An 18,282-nucleotide genomic window follows, 5' to 3' on the forward strand; every position below is an offset into this window, starting at 1 on the left:
GTACGAGTGTTTGGTTTATGCTGCCACGTTCTGGGCGGCTTCTTCGGCGGCCCTGTTAGGCCAGAACTGCTTCATCGCCAGCACCGCCGCCGTCGAAACAACCACGCCGGACGCAATGGCCACGAGGTAGCCCCAGAACGGGTCGATGGCGAAGAAGACGAACACGCCGCCGTGCGGGGCACGAGAGCCGACCGACAAAGCCATCGAAATCGCGCCCGTCACCGCGCCGCCGGCCATCATCGAAGGAATGACGCGGAACGGATCGGCCGCCGCAAACGGGATGGCGCCCTCCGAGACGAAGGACAGACCCAGCAGCCAGGCAGACTTGCCGTTCTCCTGCTCGGCCGGGGTAAACAGCGACTTGCGGATAAACGTAGCCAGCGACAGCGCAATTGGTGCGACCATGCCGGACGCCATGACGGCGGCCATGATCTGCATGGAGGACTCGTCACCGGTAGACAGCCCGGCCGTGGCGAAGAGGTAGGCCGCCTTATTGACTGGGCCGCCCAAGTCGAAGCACATCATCAGGCCGAGAATGATGCCCAGCAATACAGCCGAGGAGCCGGACATGGACGACAGCCAATTTTGCAGGCCTTCCATGATGGCTGCCAACGGTGCACCCAGCAGCAGGTACATTGCGAGGCCGACGATTAGAGAGGTCAGCAGCGGGATAATAACAACCGGCATGAGCGAGCCTAGCCAACGCGGTACCTTCCAGTTGCCAATCCACATCGCGATGAAGCCTGCCAGCAGGCCAGTAACCAGGCCGCCGATGAATCCAGCGCCCAAGATAACGGCGATGGCGCCGCCAGCGAAGCCCGGAGCAATGCCCGGACGGCCGGCCAGCGCAAAGGCGATGTAGCCCGACAGTGCGGCGACGATGAAGCCCATTGCTGCTTGGCCTATAGCGAAGAGAACTGCGCCAAGGTAGAGCAGCAGGCCGGAGCGCTCGAAGTGCATGAGTTCGCCGTCAACGGTCACGTCGTGGCCGGGGAGGTTGCCGAGCGAAAAGTCCGTCGATAGTGCTTGCCAACCATTTGCCATATCGGCGCCGCCGAAAAGGAAGCCCAGGGCGAGCAGCAGGCCGCCGGCCGCGACGAACGGGACCATATAGGACACGCCGGTCATAATTGCCTGTTGGATGCGCTTGCCCCAACCGAGAGACTGACCTTCTTCTTCCGCGTCGGCGCGGGTAGCGGTGCCAGAGACCTTGTGGGTGTGCGGGTTGTGAGCGGCAGCGACGGCCTCGTCGAGCATGGTGCCGGGCTCATTGATGGCGCGTTTGACGCCGGATTCGATTACCGGCTTGCCGGCGAAGCGTTCGCGGTCGCGCACACCGACGTCCGTGGCGAAGATGACCGCATCGGCCGCGTCGATCGTGGATTGGGAGACGGACTCATTATTGGACGAGCCCTGCGTCTCAACGGTCAGAGATACGTCATCGCGCTCGGCCGCGGTTTGGGTGAGGGCGTCGGCCGCCATGTAAGTGTGGGCGATGCCAGTGGGGCAGGCGGTGATGGCCACGATGCGGGTGACATCGGCCGAAGGCTCTGCGCTGGCAGGGGTTGCGGCCGAGGGCGCGGCGGCGGAGGAGCCGACGGCACCGGCGGCGGCAGTGCCGGCAGCAGTTGCGGCAGTGCCGGCAGCAGCGCCCTGGGCGGCTGGGTCTTCGACTGGCTTCTTCTTCGGCTTTTCGGCATTGACTACGTCCAGCACAAGCCGAACGATTTCTTCCTTGGTGGGCGCGTTGCGCAGGGACTCGAGGAAGTCCTTGCGCACTAGAGCGCGGGCCAACTTGGACAAAATCTTCAAGTGGGCTTTGCCGCCGCCGGCCGGGGCCGCGATGAGGAAGACGAGCTGGGCGTCGCCGTCGGGGCCGGAGAAATCCACGCCGCGGCTCAGGCGGGCGAATGCGAGGGTGGGTTTGGTCACTGCCTCGGAGCGGCAGTGCGGGATGGCGACTCCGCCAGGGACGCCGGTACCGGCCTTGGCCTCGCGGTCGATGGCGGGCTGTGCCAAGCCGGCGATGTCGGTGGCTCGGCCGGTGTCATGGACCAGTGTGGCCAGGTTGGTAATAACGGAGTCAACGCTGTCGCCGAAGTCAGCGTCGAGCGCGACTAGGTCGGTAGTGATGAGGTCGGAAGCCATGATTAGGCACTCCTTAGGCTAGCGAGTTTACGAGGGTATGTGCGATATCGAGTTCTTCTGGGCGAGGGAATTGGGTGCCTTGTTTGGATGCAGCCGCAGTTCCGTAGGCCACCGACTGCGCGAGGCTATCGGCCGGCGACTTACCGGCGGTGCGGCCGAGGAGGTATCCGGCGAGCGCGGCGTCACCGGCGCCTACGGTGGATTTCACCGTTGCTGGCGGGGGAGTTGCAGCCCAAGCGCCGTCCGCGGTAACCAGCACCGCGCCGGCACCGCCAAGGGTGACGAGTACTTCTGCGATGCCCTGCTTGACGACGTCCCGGGCCGCCCGAACAACCCCCGAGTACTCGCCGCGTGCGGCCTGGTCTTCCAGTTCGCGGCCGTCGGTTCCGGTGAGCTGGCCGAGCTCTAGGCCGTTCGGCTTAATGAGATCCGGCGCAGCAGAATTGAGGCTTTCGCCAATGGCCTGCATTGGGGCATCTGACGTATCGACGGCAATGCGAGCCTGTGGTGCGGCCGCGCGGACCGCGGAGATGAGGTCGCAATACCAATCGGTGTTGACGCCACGCGGCAGGGAGCCGGCTAGAACCACCCAGTCGGAGGCTAGGGCGCGGGCGGTGAGCTCGGAGGTAATGGCGTGGGAGTCGGCGTCGGAAAGCGCAGGGCCTGGACCGTTGACCTTGGTGGTGGTGCCATCAGGCTCTGTGATGGTGGTATTGACGCGAACTGTGCCGTCCATGGGGATTGCAGAGGAAGGCAGCCCGGCCGAGTGGATGAGATTTAGGAAAGAATCGGAGTCGTGGGCCGGGAAAAGAGCCAAGGATTGCTCGCCGGCCAAGTGCACGGCATGGGTGACGTTTACGCCTTTGCCGCCAGCAACCTGTGTGACCTCGCTGGCCCGGTGGACATCACCGGAGGTCAATGGTTCGCTGAGCACAAGGGTGGCGTCGATACTGGGATTGGGGGTCAGCGTGAGAATCAAGTTGTCCCTTTCGCAGGTTGTATATTGGGGCCGAACGCCGTTGGAGAGAACCTCGCGGGCATGGCCCGCCCTTAATGTTGATTCTTGTCCGATTGTGTCCGAAAGTCAACAGAATTTCTGTGGTATACATTGCTTTTCTATCCGATTTGTGGTGTTCTGGAAGTTAATAAACCGCTATCTTCGAAGGAAGTACGCTCATGGAAAACGCGTCTGAGTCCACAATCAAAGGAACCGGTGTCGTTGCCGGAGTCGCCTACGCCGAAGCCGTGTGGGTCCGCCCTCGCCCGGCCCTGCCTACCGAGGGAAGCATTGACCCAGAGCAAGCGAGCGAATCTGAATACGACCGCTTCCTTGCGGCCGTAGATACTGTCGCTGGCCGCTTGGAGCAGCGGGCTGCTGCCGCCGAAGGCCAGGCTGCGGAAGTTCTGACGGCAACGGCCGGCATGGTTAAGGACCGTGGTTGGCATAAGGCGGTGCGCAAGAATATCCGCACCGGCCGGGACGCGGAATTCGCTACTGTCGGTGCCACCGATAAGTTTGTCACCATGTTCGAGGCCGCCGGCGGCGTGATGGCCGAGCGCACCACTGACTTGAAGGACGTGCGCGACCGCGTAATCGCAGAGCTGCGCGGCGAGGACGAGCCGGGCCTGCCGCTCGTAGACGGCGAGGCCGTGCTGTTCGCGGATGACTTGGCTCCGGCCGATACCGCGACGCTGGATACCAAGCACATCAAGGCCCTTGTCACCGAACTTGGTGGACCTACCAGCCATACGGCCATCATCGCCCGTCAGTTGGATATTCCATGCATCGTTGCTGTGGGCGCCGCGCTGAGCGATATTGAAAGCGGCACGCTGGTATTCGTCGATGGTGCAGTGGGCACCGTCACCCTTGGGGCCGACGAAGAGGCTTCCACGAAGGCTGTAGCTGAGTACCGCGAGCGGGCGGCACGCGTTGCCCAGTGGCGCGGCCCGGCTGAAACCAAGGACGGCCACCGCGTGCAGCTGCTTGCCAACGTCGCTGATGGCAACGCCGCCCGCATTGCTTCGGATTCGCAGGCAGAGGGCATTGGTCTGTACCGCACGGAGCTGTCGTTCCTCTCGGCCAGTGAAGAGCCCAGCGTTGACGAGCAGGCAAAAATTTACGGCAAGGTCTTTAATGCCTTTCCTGAATCAAAGGTTGTCGTGCGTACGCTAGATGCCGGATCCGATAAGCCTATCTCTTATGCCACGCTAAGTTCCGAGGAAAACCCAGCCTTGGGCGTTCGTGGCCTGCGTATTGCACGCGATAATGAGGCTCTGCTGACCCGCCAGCTGGATGCGATTGCCCAGGCGGCTAAGGCTCGCGATGACAAAGCATCGACTTGGGTGATGGCTCCTATGGTTGCCACCTCTACTGAGGCCCAGTGGTTTGCTGGCCTGTGCCGCGAGCGCGGCCTGACTGCCGGCGCCATGATCGAGGTTCCAGCCGCAGCGCTTATGGCGGATAAAATCATGCCACACCTTGATTTCGTGTCCATCGGCACCAATGACCTGACTCAGTACACGATGGCTGCGGACCGCTTGTCCCCACAGCTGGCCTACCTGACTGACCCATGGCAGCCGGCTGTGCTGCGACTCATTCAGCACACCTGCATCGTGGGCCAGGCCAATAACGTTGCGGTAGGCGTGTGCGGTGAGGCGGCGGCCGACCCAATGCTGGCCTGCGTGCTTACCGGCTTGGGTGTGAATTCGCTATCCGCAGCGTCGACGGCGGTAGCAGGCGTCGGCGCGCAGCTGGCAGAAGTTACCTTGGAACAGTGCCAACAGCTTGCCGAGGTGGCACTGGATGCGGAAAGCCCTGACGCTGCCCGTACCGCAGTGGTAGAACGCATGGAGTCCTTCGCCTAAAGTAGGCGAAGGATCGGGGGATTATTCGCTGGCGAGCACGACCTCAATTTCGCGCTCGCGCAACGCTTCCACGAAAGAATCGGGGGCAGCGGCGTCCGTAATGACGACGTCGATATCGGCGGCAGACGCAAAACTTACCAAATAGTCATTGCCCAGCTTGCTGGAGTCACACATGACCACTACCTTGTGGGCATTGGTGACAAAGGCGGACTTGATGGCTGCCTCTTGGGAGTCGGCCGTCGACAAGCCATGGTCCAGGGTTAGGGCATTGGTGCCGATAAAGGCGACGTCGGCACGCATTAAAGCTATGGTGCGCAGCGCGGTATCGCCAACGACGGCTTGAGTAATCGCGCGGACCGTACCGCCAAGTAGCTGGACGTCAGGCACGCCATTGCCCGCTAGCGACAGGGCGATGGGCAGGCTATTGGAGACAATATTAAACTGCGCCTGAGGGTATTGCTGTCCAATGAGCTCCGCGAACGCGTTAATGGTGGTGCCTGCGTCCAAGAAAATGCTGCCGCCGCCCTGGGGGAGAAAATCTAGGGCCGCGCGGGCGATAGCCGCTTTTGCGCCGGAGGCGGACCGCTGGCGGGTATCCAGGGTAAGCTCCGCGGTCTGGAAGGTTTGGGAGGCTACTGCGCCGCCATGCACGCGATGGACGACGCCCTCACGGTCAAGCACCGCAAGGTCGCGGCGAATGGTCTCGGCCGTAACTTCGAAGCGTTCTGAGAGCTCAGTGACGTTGACGCGGCCTTCAACGGCGGTGAGGGAAGCAATTTGGCGACGCCGCTCTTCTGCGTACATGATTCCTCCTTGAATCTAGAGACATCGCGTCATGGCGCGGGGGTAAAAATTGCCATTGTATGCGGAAGTGAAAATCCGGCGATATTGTTTTGCTTAGTCTATTGTCTCAAAAATCGGGAATAAACGGACTAAAGCAAAAACTTGCACAGCTGCATTTTAGAGCCGGTACCTTGAAATGCCTGGTTATCAGGAAAAGTGGGAAAGTGGGATTTTCGTCTCTTTTGGTGTCCGGGTCCGAAATAGAGCCAAAATGGGGGTGGCAGGATACGGGCTGCGTCAACGAAGGGTGTACATAGATAGACCCCGCGAGGGCCACGCTCGGCCCTTGCGGGGTAATGGAATCTGCGTCAGGTGAGTGGTTAAAGCTTACGGAATACCGATACAACCTTGCCCATGATTTCCGCATCATCGCCGTTGATGGGAGCGTAGGCATCATTGTGGGGAAGCAGCCACACGCCGGACGAATCACGGTGGAACTCCTTGACGGTAGCTTCAGAACCTTCGAGCAGGGCGGCGACGAACTCGCCCTCCTCTGCAACTGACTGGGAACGAATGATTACCCAGTCGCCGTCAAGGATGCCGGCATCCTGCATCGAGTCGCCGACTACTTGCAGCATATAAAGGTCGCCGCTACCGACCACCTCGTCAGGCATGGGGAAGTATGTGTCCACGTTTTCCTCTGCGGTAATGGGTGCTCCCGCAGCGATACGGCCGACCACAGGAATATAGGAAACGGCACCTGCATCCTCGGGAACTTGCTGCTCAGACTTGGCCGGCTTGCGGCCCGGCTTTTTGGCGCCTTCATCCGTATTAAGGTGACGAACATCTACAGCACGCGGCTTATTAGGGTCCCGGCGCAAAAACCCCTTCTCTTCCAATTGTTTTAGCTGGTAGGCAACCGATGATGTGGACTGCAGGCCTGCTGCGTCACCAATTTCGCGAATGCTTGGTGGGTAGCCACGCAACATAACGGCGTCACTAATGACGTTGAGAATGCGTCGCTGGCGGTCGGATAGGGAAGCGTAGTCGGTCTTCTCGGTAGTCTTCTTTGGCTTGCGGCCCATTGCTGGCTCCTCGGAGGGGGTCGGGTGGATTTATCGGTGGTCTGTTAGCTGGCGGCGCTGAAAAGTTGCCACACGTCATTTGTAGCACGAAAAGTACAGATGTTCGAGATTTGCTCGTTGGGGTGGACAAGTATTCGAAGCGATGCTATAAATCGAACGTACCAACTAAATCGAACATTATGGCGACTGGGTGTCATGACGTGTCGCATGAGGCGCCTACGGTGGGTTCAGTCGTCGAAAGGAAAGTCATGTCTCTGCTGATCAATTCTCGCAATAACCTGGTAACTCGCAACGCTACCGAACCTGTAGTGGTGCCTTCTGCATCCGTATGGGATGTGGAGCGTGGCTACGGTTCTGCGGTCCGCGGTACTGCAAACTCTCGGTATGTTCGAACTCTACGTGTGGAAGATCGCACGACTGGAAGATCGCACGACCTATCGTTCGAACCGTACGTCGGCCGGAGGCTCTGGGAACAGATCGGATAGGGTCCGAAACAGCGTGGGTGAGTCGAACACAGGTAACTACGCATTGGGCGCAGTGTTTGGTGTAGCGGTCTTTGTGGGCACTTTGTTAGGCGGACTAGCTGGTGCTGAAGGAAACAGTGCACCGCAACCGCCGGCTTCTAATGTGCAACAAGTAGAAGCTGCAGTAACACGCTAGAGGACCGGTGGGGGGGCGAAGCCCGGTGGTCGCACGGAATTGAAGGTGAGTAAACTACTGGCGTAACAACGTCAGTGAAAGGACCACTGTGTATTGCCCCTTTTGTCACAATGAGCAATCCCGCGTCATCGACTCGCGTGTGGTCGATGCTGGAGCGTCGATTCGTCGCCGGCGCGAGTGTGCTTCGTGCAAGGGGCGCTTTACCACGGTTGAGAAGGCCGTGTTGCTTGTGGTGAAGAGAAACGGTCTGGCCGAGCCTTTCAGCAGAGATAAATTGATTCGCGGTGTCCGCCGTGCCTGCCAGGGGCGAGATGTCAGCGACGATGCCCTGAAGAAGCTGGCGCAAGAAGTGGAGGAGACCGTGCGCAGTCATGGCTCCTCGCAGGTCAACGCGAACGAGATTGGCTTGGCTATCCTGGAACCACTGCGGGACCTTGACGAGGTGGCCTATCTGCGCTTCGCCTCCGTGTATAAATCCTTTGAAAGCGCAGATGACTTTGAATCCGAGATTCGCCTGATGCGAAGGCGCGATCGCGAGGACTTTTAGCGCAGTTTGTCCACCGCCTTTTGGATGCGCCGGAGTGAAACGGCATGGGCTGTGCCAAGGCGCTGAGCAAAAAGGGAAACTCGAAGTTCCTCTATCATCCAACGCACGTCCTTGACCTCGCGGGTCTTTTCGCGGCCGGCCGGTAGATTGCGCAGGCGGTTGGATAGGTAGGCCTTGGCGTTATCAACCTCGGCTTGACGGTCTGCATCGCGGTCGGGGTCAAGGTTCATATCCTCTAGGCGAATGCGCATGGCTTGGATATATCGCGGGAGATGGCGCAGGTGGGACATGCCATGGACAGTGATGGCATTTCGGGGGAGGAGGAAGTCCAATTGTGCGCGCATGTCATCGATTGCTGGACCGTCCCAATGAGCGAGTTCCGCTCGCAGGTTGGAGTACTCGGCGAGTCCGGGGGCAATAGCTACCACTGCCTGGCGTACGCGGCCTGGGACCTGGGGCTTGACGGTATCTTTAAGCTTCTGGAACGCCGCGGGGGTGCGGACGGGTCCGCCGGCTTCGAGCATCAAGTCGCGGATGGCGGCTACGCGGGCGTCGTTAACCAAGCCGTCGGCGCCGCCGTGCGGATAGGAATCGACGGTGACGCGCTGTTGCAATGGCAGGCCCTTGACCATTTGGGAGGCGTTGACGGATATCTCACGCATGAGGAGCGTAAGGGTGGTCGTTACCATGGCGGCATCTGCGGCGGCCTTGGTGGGATGGACCTTGAGTTCGACGCCGTCCTTGGTAGCGACCAGGGCAGGGTAGGCGGTGACTTCGTGGCCGTCGACGGTGGTCTTGACCGTGTCATCGATGGTGCCGAGGGTGTCGTCGGTCCATTCGCTGACGGCGGTGGACTCGGAGGTGCGCGAGACGCGGGATACGGAGGACTTGATGTGTCCGGCCTGCCGTCGGACGAGCGCCGCGAGGTCGCGGTCGGAGTCGACGATTTTGCCGCGCTTATCGATGGCCCCGTAGTTCATCCGCAGGTGGGCGGGTAGCTTGCTGGCCTGGAAGTCGGTGGCGTTGATTCCTTGACCGCCGAGTTCGCGGAGGACGTCGGCAAGCTGCTGGGTGATGGTGCCTTCATAAGGGATGAGGCGGTCGATGGCGCGCTCGGCAAATTCGGGCGCGGGTACGACGGTGCGGCGCAGGGCCTTGGGCAGGCTGCGGATGAGCTCAGTGACGAGCTCGAGGCGCAGGCCTGGAACGAGCCAATCGAAGCCTTCGGTATCCAAGCCAGCGAGCATAGGAATGGGAACCATTACAGTGACGCCGTCGAGAGGATCGCCGGGCTCGAACTTGTAGGTCAGTTCGTAATCGATAGAACCCTTGCGCCAGTGGTCGGGGAAGGATTCCTCGGTGACCTCGTGGGAGTCATCGATGAGCTTAGCGGGATCGAAATCCAGCAGGTCCGGGGTGCGGCGGCGCTCCTTTTTCCACCACGAGTCAAAGTGGCGGCCGGTGGTTACCTTTGCCGGAATTCGCTGGTCATAGAAATCGAAGAGCGTGTCTTCGTCCACAATGAGGCCGCGGCGGCGGGCCTTTTCTTCGTATGCGGCGGCGTCGTCAAGCGCTTGGGCGTTGGCCTTGAAGAAGGCGTGGTGGGTGTTCCAGTCGCCGGCGATAAGGGCGTTGCGGATGAACATATCGCGGGCAGCGGCGGGATCGACGCGGTGGTAGGGCACGGTGCGGTCGGCCACGATGGGCACGCCGTAGAGCGTGGATCTTTGGTGCGCGATGGCGGCGGCACGCTTGCGGGACCAGGTGGGCTCGGAGTAGTTGTGCTTGAGCAGGTCCGCGCCGAGCTTTTCTACCCAGGCAGGATCGATGGCGGCGACATCGCGCGCCCAGAGGCGGGAAGTTTCCACCAGCTCGGCGGCCATGAGGAATTCCGGCGGCTTTTTGGCCAAAGCGGAGCCGGGGAATACCAGGAAGCGGGTGTTGCGCGCGCCCTGGAACTCCTTGGAATTGCCATCGCGGGCGCCGATATTGGATAGCAGGCCCGAAAGGAGGGACATGTGGATGTCATCGGAGCGGCGCTCTGTCCCTTCCTGGTAGGTCCAGCCCAGCTGCTTGGCGACGTCCTTGAGCTGGCGCACCAAGTCAAACCACTCGCGGATGCGCATGTAGTGGAGGAACTCCTGTTTCATGCGCTTGCGGAACTTATTGCCGGATTGCTCATTGCGGGTTTGCTTGATGTAATCCCATAGCTTGAGCATGGACAAGAAATCCGAGGTCTTGTCCTTGAAACGGGCGTGGGCTTGGTCGGCCTGGGCTTGGAAGTCGAGGGGACGCTCGCGCACATCTTGGATGGTCATGGCGGCAACGATGACCATCACATCATCGAGGCAGCCGTTGGTATTGGCCTCAATGAGCATGCGGGCCATGCGCGGATCCAGTGGGATGCGCGCAAGATCGCGGCCGATGGTGGTGAGCGAGGGCTTGTCCTGCTTGTCGTGGAGGGCGCCGAGCTCGTGGAGGAGAGTGAGACCATCGCGGATGGCCTTGTGCTCGGGAGGTTGGATGAACGGGAATTGTTCGATATCACCGAGCTTGAGCGAAACCATTTGCAGGATGACGCTGGCTAGGTTGGTGCGCAGGATTTCCGGATCGGTGAACTCGGGACGGCTTTCAAAGTCCTGTTCGCTGTAGAGGCGGATGGCGATGCCGTCGGCAACGCGGCCGCAACGGCCGGAGCGCTGGTTGGCGGAGGCCTGCGAGATAGGCTCGATGGGCAGCCGCTGGACCTTGGTGCGTGTGGAGTACCGCGAGATGCGGGCGGTGCCGGTATCGACTACATAGCGGATGCCGGGCACGGTAAGCGAGGTTTCGGCGATATTGGTAGCCAAGACGATGCGGCGGCCGCGGTGCTCGCTAAACACGCGGTGCTGCTCTTGGTTAGATAGGCGGCCAAAGAGGGGAGTGACCTCGACGTTTTTCCACTTCTTGCCTTCGATAGCCTCCATGGCATCGCGGATATCGCGCTCGCCAGGGAAGAAGCACAGGATATCGCCGTCGCCTTCGCGCATGAGCTCTTCGATGGCCTCGGTCAAGCCGTCGAGCGGGTCTTGGTCCACGACTTTTCCGCCGGCCTCGAACTCGAGTGGCCGGTAGCGGATTTCTACGGGGTAGGTGCGCCCGGAGACCTCGATGATGGGGGCGGGGTTGCCGTCGGCGTCGGCAAAGTGGGCGGCAAAGCTTTCTGGGTCGATGGTAGCGGAGGTGATGATCACCTTGAGGTCTGGGCGCTTGGGCAATAGGCGCTTTAAGTAGCCCAAGAGGAAGTCGATATTGAGCGAGCGTTCGTGGGCCTCGTCGATAATGATGGTGTCGTACTTATTGAGGAAACGATCGCGCTGCATCTCGGCGAGCAGGATGCCGTCGGTCATGAGCTTGACGGCCGTGGTCTCAGAGACGCGGTCATCGAAGCGGATGGCGTAACCAACGGACTCGCCGATCTTCTGGTCCAATTCCGAAGCAATGCGTTCAGCCACGGTGCGCGCTGCAATACGGCGCGGCTGGGTATGGCCGATGAACCCGCGCCGGCCGCGGCCCAGCTCGAGACAGATCTTCGGGATCTGGGTGGTCTTACCAGAACCGGTCTCACCAGCGATGATGACGACCTGGTTATCCCGAATGGCCTCGGCGATATCGTCCTTGCGGGCGGTGACGGGGAGGGCGTCGGGGTAAGAGATGGTGGGAACGGCGGCGTCGGTAAGTGCGACGCGATCGGCCGCGGCATGGATTTCAGCGCCGATTTCTTGCAGCGCCTTAGGGGCGCGAGCCTTCTTGAGGCGGCGGCGGAAGGAGCGGGCCTCGGCCAAAGTGACATTTTCGAGTGCGGCGAAGAGCTCGTCGCGAGAAGGGGATTCGTTCTTAGTCATGACTAGGCAACGAGTTTACCCGCCCACCTGAAATGAGGAAAAAGTTGTTAGAGTTAAAATACTTATCCATTTTTCTATGTGCATTCCTGAAGGAGGAGCACCGCCTATGACGAACCCGTATTCGGGTGGAAATGACGATTTTCCTCGCTATGAGCCGACCAACCATCCCGAGGATCGGCCGGACTACGGCCAGCTTCCATCGTATGGTGGGAGCCACGAGGGCAACGCCCAAGGCTACGCCGGCTACCACGCGGGTCAGCCACAGCACACCGGAAAGGTTTCGGCCATAGATGCCGTTTCTTGGGCTTTTCGGACTGTCTTTGGCAACTGGAAGCTATGGATTTTAGGAACGTTGCTTGCTGGCTTCCTCGGCGTAGTCTTTTTCGCTATTTCTGGCGGAGTGGGCGCTGCAACGGCGAGTGCCGATGGCGATCTCTCCGCTAGTTCCACGATCATGCAAATCATTTCCTGGGTGATTGGCATCGTGCTAACTCTGGCGCTTATGCGCCTAGCGCTTTTCCAGATTGATGATTCTCGCACCGGGTGGGGCTACCTATTTAAGAATGTGCGCTGGTGGCAGCCACTAGTCATTATGGTCGTCATCAGCCTTGTGGGGGGACTGATTTCCTTCGTCGCTGTGCGCGGTTCTGCGGAGGGGCTGGCCGGCAATGCCGAGCAGCTTTCCGATGAAGAAGCCTTCGCCGCCGTCATGGGCATGCTCGGTGTCTTGGCCGTGATTTCGCTGATTAGCTTCTTTATCCAACCGTTCTTCTCGCTGATGCAATGGTTCGCGGCCGACGGCGATAGCGTTGGTGACGCCGTGAAGAAGGGCTTTCAGGCAGGTAAGAATAACTACGGCCAAATGTTGCTACTGGCAATTTTGAACTTTTTCATCATCATCGGTGGCTTCTTGCTTTTGGGCATCGGCCTCATCGTGGCGTATCCGGTGACGCTCTTGGCACAGGCGCATATGTTCCGCCAGTGCGCGGGCCGCAACATCTTTCCACAGGCGTAGCGCACCATAGTTGAAGGCCACCGTTCCAGTTAGGGGCGGTGGCCTTTGGTGTGCTTGGCGACGCCCCCGTGTGGGGCTTGCCGTGAACGATTACTGCCGGGAGCGCTCAATCGCCTTGTTACAGGCGGCGGTGATGAGCGTGCCGAATTCGCGGAATTCCTCGGCGCGGGCGGCGGAGGAACGGAACACGAGGCCCACCTCGCGTTCGGCGGTGACATCCGTGGCGAAGTGGGCGATGGCGACGTCCTTGCCATGGCATTCGGTGGCTAGGGCGGATTCGGGGACGAGGGTGCAGCCCAGGCCGCCCATGACCAGCTGCATGATGGTGGTCAGGGAAGAGGCGCGGGTGACGGAATTGGTGGCCTCGGCCGGGTTGATATTGGCATGGCGGCAAAGGTCGACTACTTGGTCGCGCAAGCAGTGGCCGTCGTCAAGCAGCAGCAAATCCAGGTCCTTGAGCTCCGCAAGCTCGACATCCTCGCGGCCGGCGATGGGGTGATCGGGCGGGCAGACAATGGAGAATTTCTCCGTGTACAGCGGGCTATCGACCATGCCGGTGGCCTCGGATGGAAGGGCCATGATGGCAAGATCCAAGTTGCCATTGCGCAGGCGGGTAATGAGGTGCTGGGTTTGCTCCTCGACGAAGCGTGGCTCGAGGTCCGGGTAGGCCTCAGCAAGCATGGAGAGCAGATCGGGGAGGATGTAGGGGGCGATGGTGGGGATAACACCGATGGTCAGCGGGCCGGCAAGGGTGCCGTTGGCCCCGCGAGCGTGGGCCAGGAAGGTATCGGCGGCTTCAAGAGTGGCCTTGGCATAGGGGAGGAGGGTCTCACCGGCCGAGGTGACGATGACCTTGCGGGTGGAGCGCTCGATGAGCTGCAAACCTAAACCCTGCTCGAGGGCAACGAGGCCCTGAGAGAGGGAGGGCTGAGAGATTTCGAGTTTGGCGGCCGCGGTACCAAAGTGCTTGTTTTCTGCAACGGTGACAAAGGTGCGCAGCTGAGCAAGTGTAGGGCGATACTCTTTATTATGCATGCCTATCACTCTAACACTTACCTATAGGATTTGCTATTGACGCGTGCTGAAAAGATGGTATAACTGATCGTGTTGGGCCGGACGCGGTCCGGCCCCGCTGCTTGTACGCCAAGCGGCAGGAAACTTAGAGGAAAAGCCTTTGCTAAAGGAGTTGAAGACTATGCCTATTTTGACCGTCGGCGAGAAGTTCCCAGAGTTCAACCTCACCGCCCTGACCGGTGGCGACCTGCACGACGTTAACGCTAATCAGCCGGAGGACTACTTCGAGCAGGTATCCCTGGACAAGTACGAGGGCAAGTGGAAGGTCGTCTTCTTCTACCCGAAGGACTTCACCTTCGTCTGCCCGACCGAGATCGCTGCCTTTGGCAAGCTGGACGAGGAATTCCAGGACCGCGATACCCAGATCCTCGGCGGCTCCACCGATAACGAGTTCGCTCACTTCAACTGGCGCGCAACCCACCCAGAGCTGAAGGAAGTTCCTTTCCCGATGTTCTCTGACGTGCGCCACGACCTCATCCGTGCGCTGGGCGTAGAAAACGCTGATGGCGTTGCTGACCGCGCCACCTTCATCATCGACCCGGATGGTGTTATCCAGTTCGTATCCGTCACCCCGGATGCTGTCGGCCGTAACGTAGACGAGGTTCTGCGCGTGCTCGACGCCCTGCAGTCCGAAGAGGTCTGCGCTTGCAACTGGGAGAAGAACGACCCAACCAAGAACATCAACAAGATGGACGTCGTTCAGTCCGCACTCTAAATCTCACTGAGATGCAGGTTTACCCCGCTTTCGTGGCGGGGTTTCCTTTTAAATCCAGTGCAGAAAATTCCTATCAAAACCGCAAAGGAGAAAAGTTATGTCTATCGATAATCTGAAGTCCTCCCTGCCGGAGTACGCCAAGGACCAAAAGCTCAACCTGGGCGCCCTGACCCGTTCCAAGGACTTGGACGAAGAGCAGCTCTGGGGCTGCCTGCTGGCATCGGCTGCCGCAACCCGCAATGACACCGTGCTGTCTGAGATTGCGGAGGAAGCAAAGGAGCACCTCTCTGAGGAAGCCATCGAGGCAGCCTACGGCGCAGCCACCGTCATGGCGATGAACAATGTTGCCTACCGCGCCAAGGGCTGGTTGGGCGATGACTACGCACAGGTTAAGTTCGGCCTGCGCATGAACATCATCTCCAAGCCGGGCGTAGACAAGGCCAACTTCGAGCTGTGGAATACCGCAGTCTCCGCCATCAACGGCTGCGAGCACTGCCTGGGTGCCCACGCTCACGAGCTCAACGAGGCTGGCCTGAGCAAGGAGCAGGTCTGGGAGGCCGTCAAGGTTGCGGCCGTTGTCCAGGCTGTGGCACAGGCTGTCCAGATCGAGGCCGCGCGCTAAAATAGCCGGCCTCTAGCCGCCCTCGCGCTTGCCGACGCCCTCCTTATTCCGGGGCGCGGCAACCAGGGCGGCTTTGTCGTTTTCGCTGGCTAGTACTCTACGCGCAGGTCCGCTAGGCGGACTTCGCCGGCCTCATCGGAGGCGTCTAGGTCTACCGTAGCGACGAACTGATAGGCGTGGTCACCGTCTGGGTCCTTGATGATCTGGCGCACCGACCAGGCTCGCGAGTCAGTATCGCCTAGGCGGAAGAACTCCGGGCCGCGGGCCTCGGGGCCGGAATCGATGTCATCATATTCATCGAAGTAATCATCTAGGATAGCGCCGAAGTCCGGCACCTCGTCCAAGTAATCGAGCAGCTCCGCCAAGCGGTCTTCCTTTTCCAAAGCAAAGAGTTGTACCAAGCGGAACATGTAATTGCGCACCATGATGGTAAAGGCGCGGCGATTGGCCGTGAGCGCGGTGGGGTCCTCCACGCCAAAGGCCAGCTCGCGATCCACCGTGTCTTGGTCGATGGGGGAGTCTTCGCCGGCCATTTGCGCCCATTCGTCGACAAGCGAGGAATCTACCTGGCGGATAAGCTCACCTAGCCAGACAACGATGTCTTCGAGTTCTGGCGTGTTGTACTCGTCCGGAATGGACTGCTTGAGGGTGCGCCAGGCGTCGGTCAGGTAGCGCAAAATCACGCCCTCGGAGCGGGCCAAGCCGTAGGTGGCGACCAGATCCGAGAAGGTCATGGCGTTCTCGAGCATGTCGCGCACTACGGACTTGGGTCGCAGCTCAAACTCCTTGACCCACGCATTGGTCTCAGCGAAAGTATCGTAGGCCTGCTCCAATAGCTCCTCGAGCGGCTTCGGCCAGGTGATGTCTTCTACGATATTCATGCGGTCGGTGTAGTCCACCCCGTCCGCCTTCAGTGCGGCGATCTCTTCGCCGCGGCGCTGCTTCTGCTGGGCAATGAGCACTTGGCGCGGGTCATCCAGGATGGCCTCGAACACGGAAATGACGTCCAGATTATAGGTTTCCGCCTCTGGATCCAGCAGCGAGAGCGCCGCCAGCGCGAATGGGCCCAGCGGTTGATTGAGCGCAAAGTCACGCGGCAGCTCTCGCACCAAATGGTAGGGGCGGCCGTAGATATCCAATCCCTTGGTGGATTTTTGCACCACGCCAGAATCCACTAGCCCGCGGAAGAGATCAAGTGCCGTGAGGATGTCCTTATTCTGCTTGCTGCGGTTATCGTGATTGTCCCGCAGCAGGTGGCGCATGTGGTCATAGCCATTGCCGTGGCGTGCCAAGACGTTGAGCAGCATGGAATTAGAAACGCGGAACTGAGAGGTAAGCTGTTCCGGTTCAGCCTCTGTAAGGCGCGCGAAGGTCTTCTCGGACCAGGACACCTCGCCTTCTCGGGCGGACTTTTTCTTGAGCTTCTTCAAGCGTTTGGGGTCGTCGCCGATGCGGCGGCGCTCCTTGGCATTTTCAATCTCGTGCTCGGGGGCCTCGACCACCACAGTGCCCTCGGTGTCATAGCCGGCGCGGCCGGCGCGGCCGGCAATCTGGTGGAATTCGCGCGATTTGAGGATGCGTTGGCGCTGGCCGTCGAACTTGGCAAGCCCAGTCATCAGCACGGTGCGGATGGGCACGTTAATGCCCACACCCAAGGTATCGGTGCCGCAAATGACCTTAAGCAGGCCCTTTTGCGCCAAGCGCTCTACCAATCGGCGGTATTTGGGTAGCATTCCCGCGTGGTGGATGCCGATTCCCTTGCGCAGGAGCTTGGACAGATCCTTGCCAAAGGCAGTGGTGAAGCGGAAACCACCGATTTCCTGGGCAATCGCTTCCTTTTCTTCCTTGGTGATGATCCCCGAAAGCGAGGTGAGCGCCTGGGCGCGCTCGGCCGCTTCGCGCTGCGAGAAGTGCACCACGTAGATGGGAGCCTTCTTATCGGCCAAGAGCTCCTCGATGGTCTCGTGCACCGCGCTAAAGACATAGGAAAAGTCCAGTGGGACGGGACGCGTGGAACCGGCGACGAGGTTGGTGGCGCGGCCGGTACGACGAGTGAGATCTTCTTCTAGCCACTGAGTATCGCCCAAAGTGGCGGACATGAGCAGGAACTGCGCCTTGGACAACTCCAGCAACGGTACCTGCCAGGCCCAACCGCGGTCCGGCTCGGAGTAGTAATGGAACTCGTCCATCACTACTTGGTCGATATTGGCCTCGGCGCCATCGCGCAGCGCAATATTGGCTACAATCTCGGCGGTGGCGGCGATGATGGGGGCATTGCCATTAACGGTGGCGTCGCCAGTCATCATGCCCACATTCTCGGCGCCGAAGATATCGCACAGGGCAAAGAACTTCTCGCTCACAAGGGCCTTAATCGGCGCGGTATAGAAACTGCGCTGGCCACGCGCTAGGGTGATGAAGTGTGCAGCATTAGCCACCATGGACTTTCCCGAGCCCGTAGGGGTAGCGAGGATAACATTATCGCCGGCCAAAATACCGAGCGAGGCTTCTTCTTGCGCTGGGTACAAATTGATACCCCGGCCGGTGGTCCACGAGGTAAAGGTATCCCAAATTGCCTCGTCTACGAGGGACTCGGGTACTTCCGTTAAATCTGGCAGCAGCTGAGATAAGTTCACCCCCACCACCTTAGCGGTGAACTGGCCCCCGAAAGTTGGACTGGTTTAATTCTAGGCGGTTAGGGCTTCAAGGGTCTGATTTCGATATTGCATCGGGGTCAGGCCCTTGAGTCGTTGTTGGATGCGTTCGGTGTTGTACCACTGGATGTACTCGTCGATGGCCTGGTTGAACTCTGCGACGGTGTCGAAGACTTCTCCGTGGTACATCTCGGTTTTTAAGTGCCCGAAGAAATTCTCCATGACCGCGTTGT

General features: G+C 60.1%; 13 protein-coding genes. 5 read left to right on the top strand and 8 right to left on the bottom strand.

The genetic code is table 11. The features are described 5' to 3' along the window. Positions 1–15: 15 nt before the first annotated feature. Together QP884_RS01545 and QP884_RS01550 are read right to left on the bottom strand one after the other, a co-directional pair. Entirely contained in the window at positions 16–2,148 is a 2,133-nt protein-coding gene (locus tag QP884_RS01545) for a PTS fructose transporter subunit IIABC (protein ID WP_284820343.1), read from the bottom strand. Positions 2,149–2,161: 13 nt separating this feature from the next. Then, positions 2,162–3,127 carry a 1-phosphofructokinase family hexose kinase gene (locus tag QP884_RS01550; protein WP_284820344.1) on the bottom strand — a complete coding sequence of 322 codons (966 nt, stop codon included), beginning with the start codon at positions 3,125–3,127 and terminating at the stop codon, positions 2,162–2,164. Positions 3,128–3,324: 197 nt separating this feature from the next. On the opposite strand from QP884_RS01550, the gene ptsP reads away from it, so the two are divergent. Continuing rightward, positions 3,325–5,013 (top strand): phosphoenolpyruvate--protein phosphotransferase, encoded by a 1,689-nt coding sequence (gene ptsP, locus QP884_RS01555; protein WP_284820345.1) that lies wholly within the window; start codon positions 3,325–3,327, stop codon positions 5,011–5,013. Positions 5,014–5,034: 21 nt separating this feature from the next. Here the strand turns inward: ptsP and QP884_RS01560 are convergent, their stop codons facing one another. Continuing rightward, the gene (locus QP884_RS01560; RefSeq protein WP_284820347.1) at positions 5,035–5,817 is read right to left on the bottom strand and encodes a DeoR/GlpR family DNA-binding transcription regulator; all 783 of its coding nucleotides are present in this window, start codon (positions 5,815–5,817) and stop codon (positions 5,035–5,037) included. Between the two features lie 359 nt (positions 5,818–6,176). Further along, positions 6,177–6,881 (bottom strand): transcriptional repressor LexA, encoded by a 705-nt coding sequence (gene lexA, locus QP884_RS01565; protein WP_239277543.1) that lies wholly within the window; start codon positions 6,879–6,881, stop codon positions 6,177–6,179. A gap of 748 nt (positions 6,882–7,629) precedes the next feature. Between lexA and nrdR the strand changes: the two genes are divergently transcribed. Next, complete coding sequence (gene nrdR, locus QP884_RS01570; protein WP_005328590.1) at positions 7,630–8,088, top strand: transcriptional regulator NrdR; 459 nt, start codon at positions 7,630–7,632, stop codon at positions 8,086–8,088. On the opposite strand, the gene hrpA is transcribed toward nrdR, so the two are convergent. Continuing rightward, positions 8,085–11,972 (bottom strand): ATP-dependent RNA helicase HrpA, encoded by a 3,888-nt coding sequence (hrpA, locus tag QP884_RS01575; RefSeq protein ID WP_284820349.1) that lies wholly within the window; start codon positions 11,970–11,972, stop codon positions 8,085–8,087. The genes nrdR and hrpA overlap by 4 nt on opposite strands. Positions 11,973–12,078: 106 nt before the next feature. Between hrpA and QP884_RS01580 the strand changes: the two genes are divergently transcribed. Beyond that, entirely contained in the window at positions 12,079–12,987 is a 909-nt protein-coding gene (locus QP884_RS01580) for a hypothetical protein (protein ID WP_284820350.1), read from the top strand. Positions 12,988–13,077: 90 nt separating this feature from the next. On the opposite strand, the gene QP884_RS01585 is transcribed toward QP884_RS01580, so the two are convergent. Continuing rightward, a complete protein-coding gene (locus QP884_RS01585) occupies positions 13,078–14,022 on the bottom strand; it encodes a hydrogen peroxide-inducible genes activator (protein ID WP_284820352.1) in 945 nt (314 codons plus the stop codon). Between the two features lie 160 nt (positions 14,023–14,182). Between QP884_RS01585 and QP884_RS01590 the strand changes: the two genes are divergently transcribed. Further along, positions 14,183–14,776, top strand: coding sequence for a peroxiredoxin (locus QP884_RS01590; RefSeq protein WP_023021385.1), 594 nt, complete (start codon positions 14,183–14,185; stop codon positions 14,774–14,776). 97 nt (positions 14,777–14,873) lie between these two features. Further along, positions 14,874–15,398 (top strand): carboxymuconolactone decarboxylase family protein, encoded by a 525-nt coding sequence (locus tag QP884_RS01595; RefSeq protein ID WP_049377405.1) that lies wholly within the window; start codon positions 14,874–14,876, stop codon positions 15,396–15,398. Between the two features lie 89 nt (positions 15,399–15,487). On the opposite strand, the gene QP884_RS01600 is transcribed toward QP884_RS01595, so the two are convergent. Beyond that, complete coding sequence (locus tag QP884_RS01600; RefSeq protein ID WP_284820354.1) at positions 15,488–18,031, bottom strand: DEAD/DEAH box helicase; 2,544 nt, start codon at positions 18,029–18,031, stop codon at positions 15,488–15,490. A 51-nt stretch (positions 18,032–18,082) separates the two neighbouring features. Then, positions 18,083–18,282, bottom strand: a 200-nt coding sequence (locus QP884_RS01605) for an IS3 family transposase (RefSeq protein WP_284820356.1), incomplete at its 5' end; no start/stop codon positions are given.

It is taken from the genome of Corynebacterium tuberculostearicum (assembly GCF_030229345.1).
In the GTDB taxonomy this organism is placed as follows: domain Bacteria; phylum Actinomycetota; class Actinomycetes; order Mycobacteriales; family Mycobacteriaceae; genus Corynebacterium; species Corynebacterium tuberculostearicum_G.

Excerpts from the sequence above, each read along its gene's own strand:
- QP884_RS01545 (WP_284820343.1), bottom strand. The coding sequence starts at position 2,148 with ATGGCTTCCGACCTCATCACTACCGACCTAGTCGCGCTCGACGCTGAC.
- ptsP (WP_284820345.1), top strand. The coding sequence starts at position 3,325 with ATGGAAAACGCGTCTGAGTCCACAATCAAAGGAACCGGTGTCGTTGCC.
- QP884_RS01560 (WP_284820347.1), bottom strand. The coding sequence starts at position 5,817 with ATGTACGCAGAAGAGCGGCGTCGCCAAATTGCTTCCCTCACCGCCGTT.
- lexA (WP_239277543.1), bottom strand. The coding sequence starts at position 6,881 with ATGGGCCGCAAGCCAAAGAAGACTACCGAGAAGACCGACTACGCTTCC.
- hrpA (WP_284820349.1), bottom strand. The coding sequence starts at position 11,972 with ATGACTAAGAACGAATCCCCTTCTCGCGACGAGCTCTTCGCCGCACTC.
- QP884_RS01580 (WP_284820350.1), top strand. The coding sequence starts at position 12,079 with ATGACGAACCCGTATTCGGGTGGAAATGACGATTTTCCTCGCTATGAG.
- QP884_RS01585 (WP_284820352.1), bottom strand. The coding sequence starts at position 14,022 with ATGCATAATAAAGAGTATCGCCCTACACTTGCTCAGCTGCGCACCTTT.
- QP884_RS01590 (WP_023021385.1), top strand. The coding sequence starts at position 14,183 with ATGCCTATTTTGACCGTCGGCGAGAAGTTCCCAGAGTTCAACCTCACC.
- QP884_RS01595 (WP_049377405.1), top strand. The coding sequence starts at position 14,874 with ATGTCTATCGATAATCTGAAGTCCTCCCTGCCGGAGTACGCCAAGGAC.